General features: G+C 71.2%; 16 protein-coding genes and 1 tRNA gene. 8 read left to right on the forward strand and 9 right to left on the reverse strand.

Going from position 1 to position 13,908, the window contains the following annotated elements; genetic code table 11:
• The first annotated feature begins 201 nt into the window (after positions 1–201).
• Positions 202–690 carry an ATP-binding protein gene (locus AB0F13_RS19345; RefSeq protein WP_362083357.1) on the forward strand — a complete coding sequence of 163 codons (489 nt, stop codon included), beginning with the start codon at positions 202–204 and terminating at the stop codon, positions 688–690.
• 303 nt (positions 691–993) lie between these two features.
• Here AB0F13_RS19345 and AB0F13_RS19350 read toward each other — a convergent pair whose 3' ends face one another.
• From AB0F13_RS19350 to rpmG, 5 genes are all read right to left on the reverse strand, one after another.
• A complete protein-coding gene (locus AB0F13_RS19350) occupies positions 994–1,233 on the reverse strand; it encodes a DUF397 domain-containing protein (RefSeq protein WP_362083360.1) in 240 nt (79 codons plus the stop codon).
• Positions 1,234–1,372: 139 nt separating this feature from the next.
• Entirely contained in the window at positions 1,373–1,642 is a 270-nt protein-coding gene (gene rpsR, locus AB0F13_RS19355; RefSeq protein ID WP_362083363.1) for a 30S ribosomal protein S18, read from the reverse strand.
• Positions 1,643–1,731: 89 nt separating this feature from the next.
• Positions 1,732–3,144, reverse strand: coding sequence for a GTP-binding protein (locus AB0F13_RS19360; protein ID WP_362083366.1), 1,413 nt, complete (start codon positions 3,142–3,144; stop codon positions 1,732–1,734).
• Complete coding sequence (locus AB0F13_RS19365; protein WP_362083369.1) at positions 3,144–3,401, reverse strand: type B 50S ribosomal protein L31; 258 nt, start codon at positions 3,399–3,401, stop codon at positions 3,144–3,146. The genes AB0F13_RS19360 and AB0F13_RS19365 overlap by 1 nt, the downstream gene beginning before the upstream one ends.
• A 5-nt stretch (positions 3,402–3,406) precedes the next feature.
• On the reverse strand, positions 3,407–3,571 hold the full coding sequence (gene rpmG, locus AB0F13_RS19370; protein WP_087926956.1) for a 50S ribosomal protein L33: 165 nt from the start codon (positions 3,569–3,571) through the stop codon (positions 3,407–3,409).
• Positions 3,572–3,621: 50 nt separating this feature from the next.
• Between rpmG and rpmB the strand changes: the two genes are divergently transcribed.
• Positions 3,622–3,858 (forward strand): 50S ribosomal protein L28, encoded by a 237-nt coding sequence (gene rpmB / locus AB0F13_RS19375; RefSeq protein WP_362083372.1) that lies wholly within the window; start codon positions 3,622–3,624, stop codon positions 3,856–3,858.
• On the forward strand, positions 3,858–4,163 hold the full coding sequence (rpsN, locus tag AB0F13_RS19380) for a 30S ribosomal protein S14 (protein WP_362083375.1): 306 nt from the start codon (positions 3,858–3,860) through the stop codon (positions 4,161–4,163). Before rpmB ends, rpsN begins: the two co-directional genes overlap by 1 nt.
• 431 nt (positions 4,164–4,594) lie before the next feature.
• On the opposite strand, the gene AB0F13_RS19385 is transcribed toward rpsN, so the two are convergent.
• Positions 4,595–4,933, reverse strand: a complete 339-nt coding sequence (locus AB0F13_RS19385; RefSeq protein WP_362083378.1) for a UBP-type zinc finger domain-containing protein — start codon at positions 4,931–4,933, stop codon at positions 4,595–4,597.
• 511 nt (positions 4,934–5,444) lie between these two features.
• Between AB0F13_RS19385 and AB0F13_RS19390 the strand changes: the two genes are divergently transcribed.
• The 3 genes from AB0F13_RS19390 to AB0F13_RS19400 all read left to right on the forward strand — a co-directional run bounded on the left by AB0F13_RS19390 (position 5,445) and on the right by AB0F13_RS19400 (position 9,111).
• Complete coding sequence (locus tag AB0F13_RS19390; RefSeq protein ID WP_362083381.1) at positions 5,445–6,473, forward strand: rod shape-determining protein; 1,029 nt, start codon at positions 5,445–5,447, stop codon at positions 6,471–6,473.
• A 111-nt stretch (positions 6,474–6,584) separates the two neighbouring features.
• Positions 6,585–7,040, forward strand: coding sequence for a TerB family tellurite resistance protein (locus AB0F13_RS19395; RefSeq protein ID WP_362083384.1), 456 nt, complete (start codon positions 6,585–6,587; stop codon positions 7,038–7,040).
• A 394-nt stretch (positions 7,041–7,434) separates the two neighbouring features.
• Positions 7,435–9,111, forward strand: a complete 1,677-nt coding sequence (locus AB0F13_RS19400) for a S8 family serine peptidase (RefSeq protein WP_362083386.1) — start codon at positions 7,435–7,437, stop codon at positions 9,109–9,111.
• 221 nt (positions 9,112–9,332) lie between these two features.
• Here AB0F13_RS19400 and AB0F13_RS19405 read toward each other — a convergent pair whose 3' ends face one another.
• Positions 9,333–10,430, reverse strand: coding sequence for a type III polyketide synthase (locus tag AB0F13_RS19405; RefSeq protein WP_362083572.1), 1,098 nt, complete (start codon positions 10,428–10,430; stop codon positions 9,333–9,335).
• A 567-nt stretch (positions 10,431–10,997) separates the two neighbouring features.
• Here AB0F13_RS19405 and AB0F13_RS19410 point away from each other — a divergent pair.
• Positions 10,998–11,771 (forward strand): glucose 1-dehydrogenase, encoded by a 774-nt coding sequence (locus tag AB0F13_RS19410; RefSeq protein WP_362083389.1) that lies wholly within the window; start codon positions 10,998–11,000, stop codon positions 11,769–11,771.
• 35 nt (positions 11,772–11,806) lie between these two features.
• Here the strand turns inward: AB0F13_RS19410 and AB0F13_RS19415 are convergent, their stop codons facing one another.
• Positions 11,807–12,844, reverse strand: coding sequence for a ScbA/BarX family gamma-butyrolactone biosynthesis protein (locus AB0F13_RS19415; protein WP_362083392.1), 1,038 nt, complete (start codon positions 12,842–12,844; stop codon positions 11,807–11,809).
• A 113-nt stretch (positions 12,845–12,957) separates the two neighbouring features.
• Here AB0F13_RS19415 and AB0F13_RS19420 point away from each other — a divergent pair, with 113 nt between their 5' ends.
• Positions 12,958–13,605: a ScbR family autoregulator-binding transcription factor gene (locus tag AB0F13_RS19420; protein WP_362083395.1), complete on the forward strand. Its 648-nt coding sequence runs from the start codon at positions 12,958–12,960 to the stop codon at positions 13,603–13,605.
• Positions 13,606–13,753: 148 nt separating this feature from the next.
• Here the strand turns inward: AB0F13_RS19420 and AB0F13_RS19425 are convergent.
• Positions 13,754–13,830, reverse strand: a tRNA-Thr gene (locus AB0F13_RS19425).
• Positions 13,831–13,908: the final 78 nt, after the last annotated feature.

Below are 13,908 nucleotides of genomic sequence, written 5' to 3' on the forward strand. Positions count from 1 at the left end.
AGTGCATGTCCGGTTACGCAGACAAGCCACTCGGCGGAGCGCTACCGCAGAGGGCGTAGGGAGAATTGCCTCCCAACCACCGCGTGCGCCCCCAAACCCCCCACGTGCACGTGCATCTGCCCTTGCATCCGCCCCGCGCATTGGCAACCATGGAGCTCGCACACGTGCACGTCACGTCCTCGATTGCCAGGAGTGCCTCGGATGGGTACCGAAGGATCGACTGTGCTCTCTCCCTTATGGAGAGGGTTGCCCGCGATCGACTCATCCGCTGTCTCCAACTCAGCCTCCTGTGCGCTGCCACCCCGCTTCGAAGCGGTAAGGAACGCCCGGGCGTTCACCAGGGCCACGCTCCACCAGTGGGACCTGGGCGGACTCTTCGACGACGTCGCTCTGGTCGTCTCCGAGCTGGTGACCAACTCCATGCGGTACGCCGTGCCGGCCGAGCTCGTCGGCACGGAGTACGAACCCTCCGTACGCCTGCACCTGATGCGCTGGACGTCGCGACTGGTGTGCGCGGTACGCGATCCGAGCGAGGCGAGCCCGGTCGCGGGGGAGGCCGACGCGGGGGACGAGTGCGGGCGCGGCCTCTTCCTGGTCGAGTCCTTCAGCGACGCGTGGGGCTGGCATCCGCTGGCCGGCGCGCTCCACGGCAAGGTCGTCTGGGCGCTGTTCCGCCTGCCGCGCGACTGACGGCCGCGAGTGGGGCCGGGGGCCGGGTGCGAGGGGCCCGGGTAAGGGCCGCGGCGGCCTCCACCGCCGGGGCGACGGGCCCGGGCAAGGGCCGGGGCGAGGGCTCCGGGCAAGGGCCGGGGCGACGGGCCCGGGCAGGGACCGGGGCGAGGGCTCCCCGCGTGGAGACCGGGGCGAGGGTTCCGCGTGGGGGCCTCAACTCGCCCCTGACAGGGGGCCGGCCGGGATCCGGGGGGCCGGCCGGCCCCCACCACACCCCACCCACCCCCACCCCACCGGACGACTATTCGCAGATCAGAGCGGCTATTCGCCGATCAGATAGTCGAATTCCCCGTCCTTGACCCCCAGCAGCATCGCCTCGATCTCGGCCGGCGTGTACACGAGCGCCGGACCGTCCGGATGGCGGGAGTTGCGCACGGCGATCCCGCCGCCCGGCAGCTTCGCGAACTCCACGCAGGAGCCCTGGGAGTTGGAGTGCCGACTCTTTCGCCAGACGACATCATCGATGTCCGAGGCGGCCATGCCGTTGTACGCCTGAGGCACTGGACTCTCCCGGATCATTGCAGGGGGCATCCTCACCCAAACACGGTTTCGAGGATGGCAACTGCTCCGGATCATAGCCGCGTTCATGTGCCTATGCATGAGCCGATGCACGTGCACTCAGGGTGTTCCCGCCACTACTTCACGACTTCTTCCCGGAAGGTGAACCTCCAGCGGAATAGGGCAGCAGCGCCATCTCCCGGGCATTCTTGATCGCCCGCGTCAGCTGCCGCTGCTGCTGCACGGTGACACGGGTCACTCTGCGGCTGCGGATCTTCCCGCGGTCCGAAATGAACTTCCGGAGGAGGTCGGTGTCCTTGTAGTCGACGTGGGTGATTCCGGCCGCATCCAGGGGATTCGGGCGTGGCTTGCCGTTCCTGGGGTTGTTGCGGTGATCGGGGCGGCGGGCCATGGGCAAAGTCCTTTCAGGCGGGAAGAGGATGTGATGGGCGTGAGGTGAAGTGGGGTGGGGCGGGGCGGGCCGGGAGGCCCGCAGTGGCGTCAGGAAACCGGATCGAGAAGTTCATCGAATGCGGGGAACAACCGGCGCCACGCATCCGGACCGCCCTGGTATTCGGCATCGGTGAGCAGGCACGATTCCAGCAACGAGGTCAGCCCGTCGCCGTCCAGGCCGGGTGAGGTGAACGTGAGGTGCTGGGCGCGGTCGCCGTTCTCCGGGTGCCAGTCCAGCGCCGCGGCCACGCGGCGCGTCGCCGGAACCAAGTCCCAGGCGGCGTCCGGCAGCGCGGCCAGCCAGGGCCCGGCGTTCTCCACGCACAGGGCGCCACCCGTCGCATCCCACGACAGCAGCGTGTCCGGCCGGTCCGCGAGCCAGAACCGCCCCCTGCTGCGCAGTGCGGCGCAGGCCAGGTCCTCCAGCGCCGCGTACAGCCGGCCGGGGTGGAACGGGCGGTGGCGGCGCCATACGAGCGTGGCGATGCCATGCGCGTCGGCCTCCTGCGGCAGCAGCGCGCACGCGGGGTGCTGGCGGGCGGCGGCGGCCTCCACGTCGAAGCCCGCGACGGCCGCGGCTGCCAACTCCGCGGAGCCGACCGGGATCTGCCGGGCGGCGGGGGCCAGTTGGTGCAGCAGCGCGTAGTCGGCGGGGTCGGCTGGGTCGGCTGGGGCTGCTGGGAGGTCCGGGCCGGCATTGGCGGGGTCGGCGGGGTCGACTCGGGCTGCTGGGAGGGCCGGGTCGGCATGGGCGGGGTCGGCGGCGTCGGCGGGGTCGACTCGGGCTGCTGGGACGGCCGGGTCGGCGTCGGCCCGGCCAGCATCGGGCCGGCCAGCATCGGCCGGGCCGGCCGGGCCGGCGCCGTGGGGTGCTCCCTCCGCGCCCCTCTCCGCGTAGCCTTCCGCGCCGCCGGGGTGCTCGGCCGCTTCCGCCAAGGCCAGCACGGACACGTACTCCAGCTGCCGGGCGAAGGTGTCCCCCACCGTGCGCTGGTCGGTCGCGGCGGCCGCCAGGCCGGCCTCGGCCAGGTCGTCACCGTTGGCGAGCACCGGCAGGACCAGTGCCGGGTCCACGGCCGTGAAGACGCCGGTCAGCGTGGCGTCGTCACCGCAGTGGGCGGCCACGACCTCGGCCATGGCCTTGGGCTCGACGGAGTCCCAGAGCTCGACGACGGCCAGCCTGCACAGCCCCGACGCCGCGAGCCGCTCCAGCTCGGGCACCAGGTCCTCACGCAGGGCGCAGCAGGCGCAGTCATTGACCAGGGGCGCCTCGCCCTCGTCGAGGAGGCCGGAGCGGTCCCGCACGGTCCGGCGGACCGTTCCGGCGGCGGCCGTCGAGAGGTCGTGATGCAGCGCGACGCTGCCCGGCACGGCGTGCAGCAGCCGCTCGACGGTGGTCCTGCGGGCGTCGGCGTGCAGACCGGCGACGAGGACGACGGGCAGGGCACGCGTCGCGGACATCAGCGGCCGCCCTCGCGCTTGCCGTAGCGGCGCTCGAAGCGCTCGACGCGGCCGGCGGTGTCCAGGACGCGCGCGGTGCCGGTGTAGAAGGGGTGGCTCGCCGAGGAGATCTCGACGTCGATGACGGGGTAGGTGTTGCCGTCCTCCCACTCGACCGTCTTGCCGCTGGTGGCGGTCGAGCGGGTGAGGAAGGCGAAGCCGGCGGCGCGGTCGCGGAAGACGACGGGGCCGTAGGGCGGGTGGATTCCGGGCTTCATGGCGGTCAGCGCTCCTCTCGGAAGGTCACGTGACGGCCGGCGACCGGGTCGTACTTGCGCAGTTCCATTCGGTCGGGGTCGTTACGGCGGTTCTTGCGGGTCACGTAGGTGTAGCCGGTCCCGGCGGTGGACCGGAGCTTGATGACGGGGCGTAGTTCGTTGCGGGCCATGGGGGCTACTATACAGAAATGGTTTCCATTTTCATTAGGAGGTGCGTGCCATGTCCGCCCACTGCCAACTGACCGGCCGCAAGCCCGGCTTCGGCAACACCATCTCCCACTCCCACCGCCGCACCACCCGCCGCTTCGACCCCAACATCCAGCGCAAGCGCTACTGGCTCGCGAGTGAGGGCCGCCATGTCCGCCTCACGCTGAGCGCGAAGGGAATCAAGACCGTGGATCAGATCGGCATCGAGGCCGCCGTGGCCCGGATCCGTGCCCGAGGGGGAAGCGTCTGATGGCAAAGAAGAGCAAGATCGCGAAGAACGAGCAGCGCCGCCTGACCGTCGCCCGCTACGCCGCCCGCCGGGCCCTCCTCAAGGCGGTCATCCGCAACCCCCGCACCCCTCACGAAGAACGGGACGCCGCCCAGCGCGAGCTCCACCGCCAGCCGCGTGACGCGAGCGCGACACGCGTACGCAACCGCGACGCGGTGGACGGCCGCCCACGCGGCTACTTCCGCGCGTTCGGCCTCTCCCGCGTAAACCTGCGCGAGCAGGCACATGCGGGGTACCTGCCGGGGGTCCGGAAGTCGAGCTGGTAGGGCGGACGCAGGCGCCGATCACCGACGCCGGAGGCGGCGGCCTCCGGCGTCGGGGCGCGGCAGGAGGAGGACCGGGGGCGGCCCCTCCCCGCCGTAGCCGAGGCCCTGCCCGGCCTGCATGGACACGGGCGCACGGACACGGGCGCACGGGTACGTCGCACGGACACGGGCGCACGGGTACGTCGCACGGGTACGGGCGCCTGGGTACGCCGCACGGGTACGGGCGCCTGGGTACGCCGCACGAGTGCGGGCGCCTGGGTACGCCGCACGAGTACGTCACATGGACAGGTCGCATGGACAGGTCGTGCGGGCACCCGCCCGGGCCTGGCACCCGCCGCCGCCCCAGCCCCAGCCCACGGGCGATAGTCGCCCGACGCGAGAGTCGGCCCCGCCCTGGCCCAAGCGCCTACGCAAGCGCCGGCGCGGGGCGCCTACGCTCCCGCCGAGCCGGCCGGGACGAGGAGGAGGTCGTCCGCATAACACCACGCCCAGTCCTCGCCCGGCTCGAAGGACCGGGCGAGATCATGGCCGGGTTCGGCCCGCGCGTGGGCGCTGGCGTGCCGGTTCGGGGAACTGTCGCAGCAGCCCACGTGCCCGCACACCAGGCACTCGCGCAGGTGCACCCAGGTGGACCCCGTCCGCAGGCAGTCCTCGCAGCCTTCCGTCGTGCTCGGTGCCACCTCGCGGGGCTCGCCCAAATGGGCGCAGGCCCGTTCGGTGGGACGGCCCTCCACGTCGGCGGCGACCTGCCATGTCAGTGGCTCGCTCATACCTTCGAGCGTAGGCCGACAGACGCCCTCTCGCGCGGCGAAAGCCGAGGTCAGCGTGATTGTCAGACCCTGCTGGCAGACTCACTTCCGTGAGCCGGGGAGTGGAGACGGGCGACGGGGGTGTTCGTCTCCGCCCCGGTCACGGGTGACCCGACGAGCCCGGAACGGCGCCGGATCGCGAGGCGCCGAGGGGAGAACGGGACGAGGGGCCGACGGCGCCGGGGGGCGAGGGGACGACGGGCGAGGGGACGACGGGCGAGGGGACGACGGGACGACGCGGACGGGCGCCGACACCGGAGGGCAACGACGCCAGAGGGCGACGACCCCAGACGGCGACCGCACCAGACGGCAACCGCGCCGGGGGCGACGGCCTGACGGCCTGACACGACGTCATCGGCGCTCCCCCGTGCGGCGCATTCCAGCGGGCAGTCCGGCGTGCCTCCTTGCACGATGGCCGCAGGGCCTCCGGTGAACGGCCCGCATCCGTCGCACCCCCAGGGCAGGGACCACCATGACCCTCAGTCTCGATCAGCTGAGCCGCTGCACCGTAGCCGTCGACCTCGGAGCGGCCAGGACCCGCGTCTATGTGAAGGACACCGGCCTGGTCGTGGACGAACCGAGTCTGGCCGCGGTCAATACGCGGACGGGCTCGCTGATCGCCGTCGGCACGCTCGCCGGCGGCATGGCCGGCCGCACGCCCGGCCACATCCGCGTCGTACGCCCCATCTCCGGCGGCACGGTCGTCGACATCGAGATGGCGCAACGCATGCTGCGCTTCCTCGTCAATGACAAGATCCGCCGGGCCTGGCGGCGCAAGCCGATGCTGCGCGCGGCCGTCTGCCTGCCGCATGACGCGGAGCCGATCGCGCAGCGGGCGGCCGTCGAGGTGCTCAGCGCGCTCGGCGCGCGCCGCGTCGAGATGGTCGACACCCTGATCGCCGCCGCCGTCGGCTGCGGGCTGCCGGTCCAGCAGCCGGAGGCGACGATGATCCTGGTGTGCGGGGCGGCGTCCACGCAGGTCGCGGTCCTGTCGCTGGGTTCGATCGTGGCGGCCGAGAAGGTGCAGGTGGGCGGCGACGCCATCGACTACGCCGTGATTCAGCACCTGCGCAGCGAACACGAGCTGATGCTGCCGTCCCAGGGTCTGCACCCGCTGCACCTGGCCCTCTTCGACCCTGCCGCGGCCTGCATGGAGGCGGAGGTGCGCGGCCGGGACGTGGCGACGGGGCTCTCCCGTACGGTCCTGGTGAACACCGCCCACATCCGGGAGGCCATTCACACCCCGCTCACCGCCGTGCTCGACGCCATCGGGCGCGTGCTGCGCCAATGCCCGCCCGACCTCGTGGCCGATCTCGCGGAGCGCGGAGTCATGCTCGCGGGCGGCAGCGCGATGCTGCCGGGCCTGGACACGATGATCGAAGAAGCGACCGGCATGGTCGTACGCATCGCGGATCAGCCCGATGTCTGCTCCGTGGTCGGGCTGGGCGCGATGATCGAGGGAAAGATCAAGCCACTGCATCTCGATCCGATGGCGAGCTGAATAGCTCATAGCAGTTCGCCCCCGGCTCGTCTTCGCCCTTCTTGGGAACTTCTTTACCCCCCGGAACAGTTCTGCCAGTGCACCCCTATTTCACCAAGGAGATACACGCACATGGCGCTCTGGGACCGGCTCAAGGATTCGGCCACGACGATGCAGGGCCAGCTGATAGCCAAGAAGAACGACCTCAAGAGCGGGGCATTCCGTGACGCGAGCATGGCAATGTGCGCTCTGGTGGCGGCTGCTGACGGCTCGATCGACGCCTCCGAGCGGCAGCGCGTCGCTTCGCTGATCGCCACCAACGACGTCCTGCAGAACTTCCCGGCCGACGACCTGCAGGCGCGATTCAACGACTATTGCCAGAAGCTGACGGCTGATTTCGCCTTCGGCAAGGTCAGCATCCTGCAGACCATCGGCAAGGTACAGAAGAAGCCGACCGAGGCGCGTGCCGTCATCCAGATCGGCATCGTGATCGGCGGCGCCGACGGCGACTTCGACAAGAGCGAGCAGGCCGTCGTCCGTGAGGCGTGCTTCGCTCTCGGCATCAATCCCGCCGAGTTCGACCTCTGATACACGACCGGCGGCCGAGGAGCCGCCCGGCGGCTCACTGATCCATTCAGCCATTACCGGCCGGCTGACCGGATCCACAACCGGCACCGGCTCACTGACAAGCCATTGCTCAGTGAGCCGGTCCGGCCCGTGAAACGGCGGATAATCGCCTGCCATTCCGGCGGAGCAAGCGCGGCTCGCCCTGCGCGAAACCGGGGTGACCTGCGCGTGTCCCGTTACGTTCCCCGGCCGGCCCGGCCCTCGCCGTGTCCGACGCGACCGCCTTGCCACGCCTCTTGATGCCCCAGCAGATTGAGGCCCCATGATTGACGGGCAAGGGCAAGGGCAACCGCAAGGCCCCGGCACAGGCGGCTTCACCTGTCGTCCCTATCTCCCCGCGGACCGCGAACTGATCGTGGTCGCTCATCCCGGCGCCGCACTGCGCGCGGACCCGGCAGGCGTACGGTCCGGGACCGGCGCCGACACCTCGGCGCTGAACCGCTTCCTCACCGACGAGCAGCTCACCCTCGAGCCCCTCTTCGGTTACGGGCCCACGGGGACCGGGAACGAGGACCTGCGCGCACTGCTGCCCCTGTTCCACCGCGTGCGGGGCATGGACCACCACCACGACGAGCTGGCCGCACGGCTGACCGTACTGCCGGGAATCGACGCCGCGTACGTCAAACCGGGCGCGCTGCCCGCATACGGCCCCGACGGCGACGGCACCGGCCACCCCCAGCACCCCGACCGTCCCACAGCTCCCACGGCCCCCATAGCCCCCACGGCTCCCACAACCCCCCGTACGCCCGACTACGCCGGCCGCCAGGGATACCTGGCCCCTGCCCCGAAAGGCGTCGACGCCCGCTGGGCCTGGGCACAGCCGGGCGGCACGGGCGACGGCGTGGGCGTCGTCGCCGTCGAGGGCGCCTGGCGGCTCGGCCACGCCGACCTGGGGCGGAAGCTCGCCGGGATCGTCGTCGGCACACCTCTGGAGGACCCGGCCTGGCGCAACCACGGCACGAACACCCTCGGCGTCATCGGCGGCGACCGCACCGGCTCCGGCGTCACCGGCATAGCCCCCGGCACGCTCGCCGCCGCCGCGTCCTTCCCCGGCATCGGTTCCGCCCGCGCCGTCCGGGCCGCGGCCGACCGGTTGCCGGCGGGCGGCCTGGTGCTGGTCGCGCTGCAGCGGCCCGGCCCCCGGTTCGGCTACTGCGACCGTGACGACCAGCGCGGGTGCATCCCCCTGGAGTGGTGGCCCGACGACTTCGCCGCCGCCCGCTATGCCACAGCGAAGGGGGTCCTTGTCGTCGCGGCCGGTGGAAACGGCGCGGAGTGCCTGGACGACGCCCTGTACGAGAGGCGGCCGGACGGCTTCCCGTCCTGGTGGCGCAACCCGTTCGGCCCCTCGGGCCCGTCCTCCGGCGCGGTACTCGTGGGCGCGGGCGCACCGCCGCCCGGCACGCACGGCCGGGACCACGGCCCGGACCGCTCGCGGCTCGCCTTCTCCAACTTCGGGACGCGGCTGGACGCCCAGGGCTGGGGGGCGGAGGTCACCACCGCGGGCGGCCACGGGGACGGGGCCGGTGATCTTCAGGGGGGCGCCGAGGAGGACGCCTGGTACACGGACGTCTTCTGCGGCACATCGGCTGCCTCGGCAATCGTGGTGGGCGCGCTGGCGTCGGTCCAGGGCGTGCTCAAGGCGTCGGGCCGGGCGCCACTGGCCCCCGAACGGGCCCGCGAGTTGCTGCGGACGACCGGTGCGCCGCAGCAGGACGCACCGGGCCGCCCCGCATCCCAGCGCATCGGCAACCGCCCCGACATCCGGGCGGCCGTCGGCGGGCTGCTGCCCTCACGGGTCGCCTCCGGCACCGCCGAGCGCCTCTGGGACGAACTGATCCCCTACCCTCCCGAGCGCCCGCCGCAGCTGAGGCTGTACGTGGCTGGGGCCTGGCGCGGGCTCGACAGCCCGGACCCGGCAGTACGGCAGGCGGTGCACACCGCCTTCGCGAGCGGCCGGGCCGCCGGGAACGTACGGGTCTGGTACGCGGACGACAAGGTCGTCGGGCTGGTCGTCACCGACAGTCCGTAGCCGGGAACAAGGCCGGGGAGCGGGGCCGGGAACGGGGCCGGGAGCCGGTGACCCGCTGGGCCGGACCCGCCGGGTCCGATCCAGGGAGCCGGTGACCCGCTGGGCCGGACCCGCCGGGTCCGATCCGCCGGTCCGGCCCCGCACGGACCGCGCCTTCCTGTGGACCGCGCGTTCGTGCGTTCATACGTTCGCGCCTTCCCGGAAGCGGGCGGCGAGCGCCCTCAGGCCGGCAGCGGCACCGACTCCCGTTCCGACCGGTCGTGCCCGGGCCCCGGGCCGGTCCACGTACCGAGCGCGATCTCCGCGGTGATGCCCGGGCCGAACCCGGCGATGATGCCCCGCGCATTGTGGCCGGCGCCGCCGTCCACGAAGAGCCGTTCCAGGGCGTCGAAGATGACCGCACTGGCGATGTTGCCGCGCTCGGTGAGCGTCTCCCTGCTGTAGCGGAACGTCTCCGGAGCAAGGCCGAGGTAGCGGCTGAGGTCGTCCAGGATGCGGGGGCCGCCGGCGTGCACGATGTAGAAATCGAGGTCGGAGACGTCCCACTGGTGCGGCTCCGCCATGTCGCGCATGGCGGGCGCGAGCATCGCCATCGTCCCGGGGACGCGCTTGTCCAGGATGAAGTGGAAGCCGGTCTCCCGGACTCCGTAGGAGATCCACTCCTCTGTGTCGGGCACCAGGTGCGAGCCGTTGCGCTCGATCCGTACGCCCGTACCGCCTTCGCCGCGCACCACGGCGGCGGCCAGGGCGTCGCCGAAGAGCCCGTTGGAGAGCAGGTTGCCCACGCCCAGGTCCGTCGGCTGATAGAGCAGCGAGCAGAACTCGCACGCCACGATCAGCACGTTGGACTCGGGGTAGGCCTGACAGAAGTCGTGCGCCCGGTTGATGGCCGCACCACCGGCCGCGCAGCCGAGTTGGGCAATCGGCAGCTGCCGGGTCTCGTTGCGGAAGTCCATGGTGTTGATCAACCACGCGGTCATCGACGGCATCATGAAACCTGTACACGACACGTACACGATGAGGTCGATGTCCCGCGGCGTCAGCTCGGCGTGGTCCAGCGCCCGGCGTACGACGTCGGGCACCCGCGCCTTCGCCTCACGTTCGTAACGGGCGTTCCGTACGGTGAAGCCGGGATGCTTGAGTGTGTCTTCGATCGGTTGAACGAGGTGTCGTTTCTGCACCCCGGTGTTGCCGATCAGCCGGAGAGCGAGTTCCAGCTGTGGATGGTCGCCGTGCAGCGTGCGCGCGAGGTGGAGGGTCTCTTCCCTCGTGATCACGTGCTCGGGAACGGCGATGGCCGGTCTGCACAGTGTCGCCATGACGGCCTCCCAGTCGCGTCGGTGCTCGATGCCCAGGGCCGCCAGAACGGCGTGCCAGCTTATGTCCAGTGCATGCCGCATTGGGAAGCGCGCCACACCTATGCTCGGAAAGTTCACTCAAAGAGCGGACTTTTCCCCATAACTGAACTGGCATCCGTCGAACGCCATAGAAAGTACATGGGGATTCCACAGGAAACCCATGGAAAGTGCAGCGATCCGGCATAGATATGACGAAATGAACGGTCGCGTACCCCAGTCGCTGCAGGGCCGGTGAGACCGCCAGAAGAACGCCAGGGGCACCCTCCGCCCCTTGCTCCCCGGGCGCCCCGCCGCCTCGCCTACTGCGACCGCACCGCCCTCTCCCCCGCCGCCCGCCGCCCCGGAGGACCGCACGGTTCGTCGCCTCCGCAAACTCGCCGACCAGTTGGTCGCCAAGTCGGCCTGAAACGCGCACGGCACAGGAAGTTCGTCAGAAATCCGTCACCGTCGGCGCACCCCGGCGCACCGTCGGTGAGGCGGCCGACCCGCGCGACCAGGCCTCCCCGTCCCCTGGCACACTGCACACTCATGACGAGCACGAGAAATCACCTCCTTTCCGGCAAAGTGACCTTCATCAGCGGTGCGAGCAGCGGCATAGGCGCGGCGGCGGCCCGCGTGTTCGCGCGGGAGGGTGCGACGGTCGTCCTGGCCGCCCGCCGGGAGGACCGGCTGGCGGCCCTCGCCGAGGAGCTGAACGGCCAGGGCGCCGAGGCCGCGTACGTCGTCGCCGACGTCACCAAGGCCGCGGACGCCCAGCGGGCCGTGGAGTTCGCCGTCGAGCGGTACGGGCGGCTGGACGCGGCCTTCAACAACGCGGGCATCGGCGGCGACCGCACCCCCATGCACCTCATGGGCGACGACGTCTACGACACGATCATGGAGACCAACGTCCGTGGCGTGTGGAACTGCATGCGCCACGAACTGGCGGCGATGCTGGTGGGCGGAGGCGGCGCCATCGTCAACAACAGCAGCGTCGGCGGCCTCGTCGCCATCCCCGCCGCCGCGCCCTACGTGGCCTCCAAGCATGCGGTCGTCGGGCTGACCCGGGCCGCGGCCGACGAGTACGCCAAACAGGGCATCCGGGTCAACGCGGTGGCGCCCGGCACGACGCGCAGCGAGATCACGGCCGACTGGTTCGAGCGCAATCCCGGCCTGGAGGACATGGTCAACGCGATGACGCCGCAGGCCCGCACGGCCGCCCCCGAGGAGATCGCCGAGGCGGCGGCCTGGCTCCTCAGCGACCGCTCGCCCTTCCTCACCGGTGTGGTCATGCCGGTGGACGGCGGCTTCGTCAACCAGTGACGCCCGGCCGCCGCCCGTTCGGCGTCGGCGACCGCTCAGCGCAGCAGCCCCCGCAGCCCGATCCGGAAGGCCGCTTCCCCGTTCTGCACTCCGATGACCTCCACCGCGGTGTGCCCCGGGGCGTCGGTGGGCAGCACGAGGGCCTCCAGCCGGCAGGGGGCGTCGAACTCCACGTACCGGCTGTAGGACGTGGTCACACCGGTGGGCACCAGGATCCCCGGTGAGACGGCCGCCTGGGCGGCCTGGCCGGCGGCGGCGAGCAGGGCCAGCCCGGGCACATGGTCGACAGGGTGGTCGAACATGGCCTTGTTCTCGACGTCATTGCGCAGCAGCCAGCTCCCGGGCCGGTCACCGGCCGCCAGTACGACCTCCGACGCCGACAGACAGCCGACGCTCGCGGCCGGCACGGGCGGCGGCACCTCCCACTCGCCCCAGGCCGGTGACACGTACTCGCCGCGCAGGCGCGAATAGACACCGGGGGAAATCCACGACGAACGGGAGTGGGCGCGGATGACCGTATGCCGGCCCTGCCGGACGGTGAAGTCCATGGTTTCCGCCCCGAGTGCACAGTCACCGCGCCCTTTCTTCACCGGGGAACACCTCAGGTCCACGGTGAGACGCAACGGCCCATTCCCGGCCTTGGGCACGGTGGGGTCAATGCTGTAGTTCAGGTCGCGCAACAACGACTGGTGGTCGAGAGGCACCCCGAACTCGGCGTGGGAAATGGCCAGTCCGCACTGCCGGACCGTCTGTGCGGCCAGGACGGGATCGGGCCGGGTGCCCGATGTGCTGCCGGGCCACTCGACGGCGAGCGTGAATTCCGTAGGGCTCCGGCGGACCCAGCCGGTGACGAGCACCGATTCCTGGTCGCGGAAGTGGACGAGCTCTTTGGGAACCCTGCCCTCCAGGTCGAGGGCCGGTATGGAGGGCAGGACGGGTGCTTCCGCGGGGGCTTCCGCAAGGGCCTGCCCCGGGTCGGGAGCAGGCGCGGGCATCGCCAGTCCGTCGGGGTCGGCCGCCGATTTCGGAATTCCGGGCGTCAGCGTGCAGGATTGCTGCACAGTTGCGGACATGATCCCCCCTGGGGCCCAAGGCGTAGGACTGAGCGAGACAGACACTGGCCGCCAAAGATACCTACCTATTGGTACATTCCAACGGGGGCCGCTGAGCAGAAGGAGGGGTATCCGTGGCGCAGCAGGAACGCGCGATCCGGACCCGGCAGGTGATTCTGGAAGCCGCCGGAATGGTCTTCGACGAGTGCGGCTACGAAGCGGCCACCATTTCCCAGATCCTCGCACGCGCCGACGTGACGCGGGGCGCCCTGTACTTCCATTTCAGCTCCAAGGAGGACCTGGCGCGCGGCGTGCTCGGCCAGGCCGTGACGACGGAGGGCGTGGTACCGCAGCAGTTCAAGTTGCAGGAGCTGCTGGACACTTCACTGCTCCTCGCCTACCGGCTGCCGCGTGAGCCGATGCTGCGCGCCTCCATCAGGCTCTCCGTGGACCAGCGGGCGCGCGCCCTGTTCGGCACCAGCTGGCCCGACTGGATCACCGTCGGGGCGGAACTCCTCGCGGACGCCAAGTCCCGGGGCGAGGTGCTGCCGCACGTCGACCCGCAGGAGACCTCGCGCCTCCTGGTGGGCGCCTGGACAGGGGTACAGCTGGTCTCCGAGGCCGTGCCGGAGCCCACGGACCTCGTCCGCGAGATCTCCCTGCTCTACCAGCTCCTGCTGCCGAACATCGCCGTCCCCACCGTCCTGGCCCGCCTGGACATCTCCCCGGACCGCCCCCTGCGCCTGCGCTCGACGACCCCCGAGGCGGCCCACCAGGCGTGACCCGTCCGGAGGCTCCTCGGGACGCACCCCCGGCTTCTCCGCCCGGCGCCGGGTTGTGATCCTCGGCACATCCGCCGGCTCCGGCGCCGAAAGGCGCGTCAGCACACCAAAAAGCCCAGCCCGGGAAGGTTCCTGGGCTGGGCTTTGCTGGAGCCGCCTTCGGGATTCGAACCCGAGACCTACGCATTACGAGTGCGTTGCTCTGGCCAACTGAGCTAAGGCGGCAAGCTGCGGGAAACCAAGGTTGGCATCAGCAACGCGCCCAAGTCTACACAGTTTCCGGGGGTGCTCCGTACGCGGCGA

Origin of the sequence: Streptomyces sp. NPDC026206 (assembly GCF_040638465.1) — a bacterium.
Taxonomy (GTDB): Bacteria; Actinomycetota; Actinomycetes; order Streptomycetales; family Streptomycetaceae; genus Streptomyces.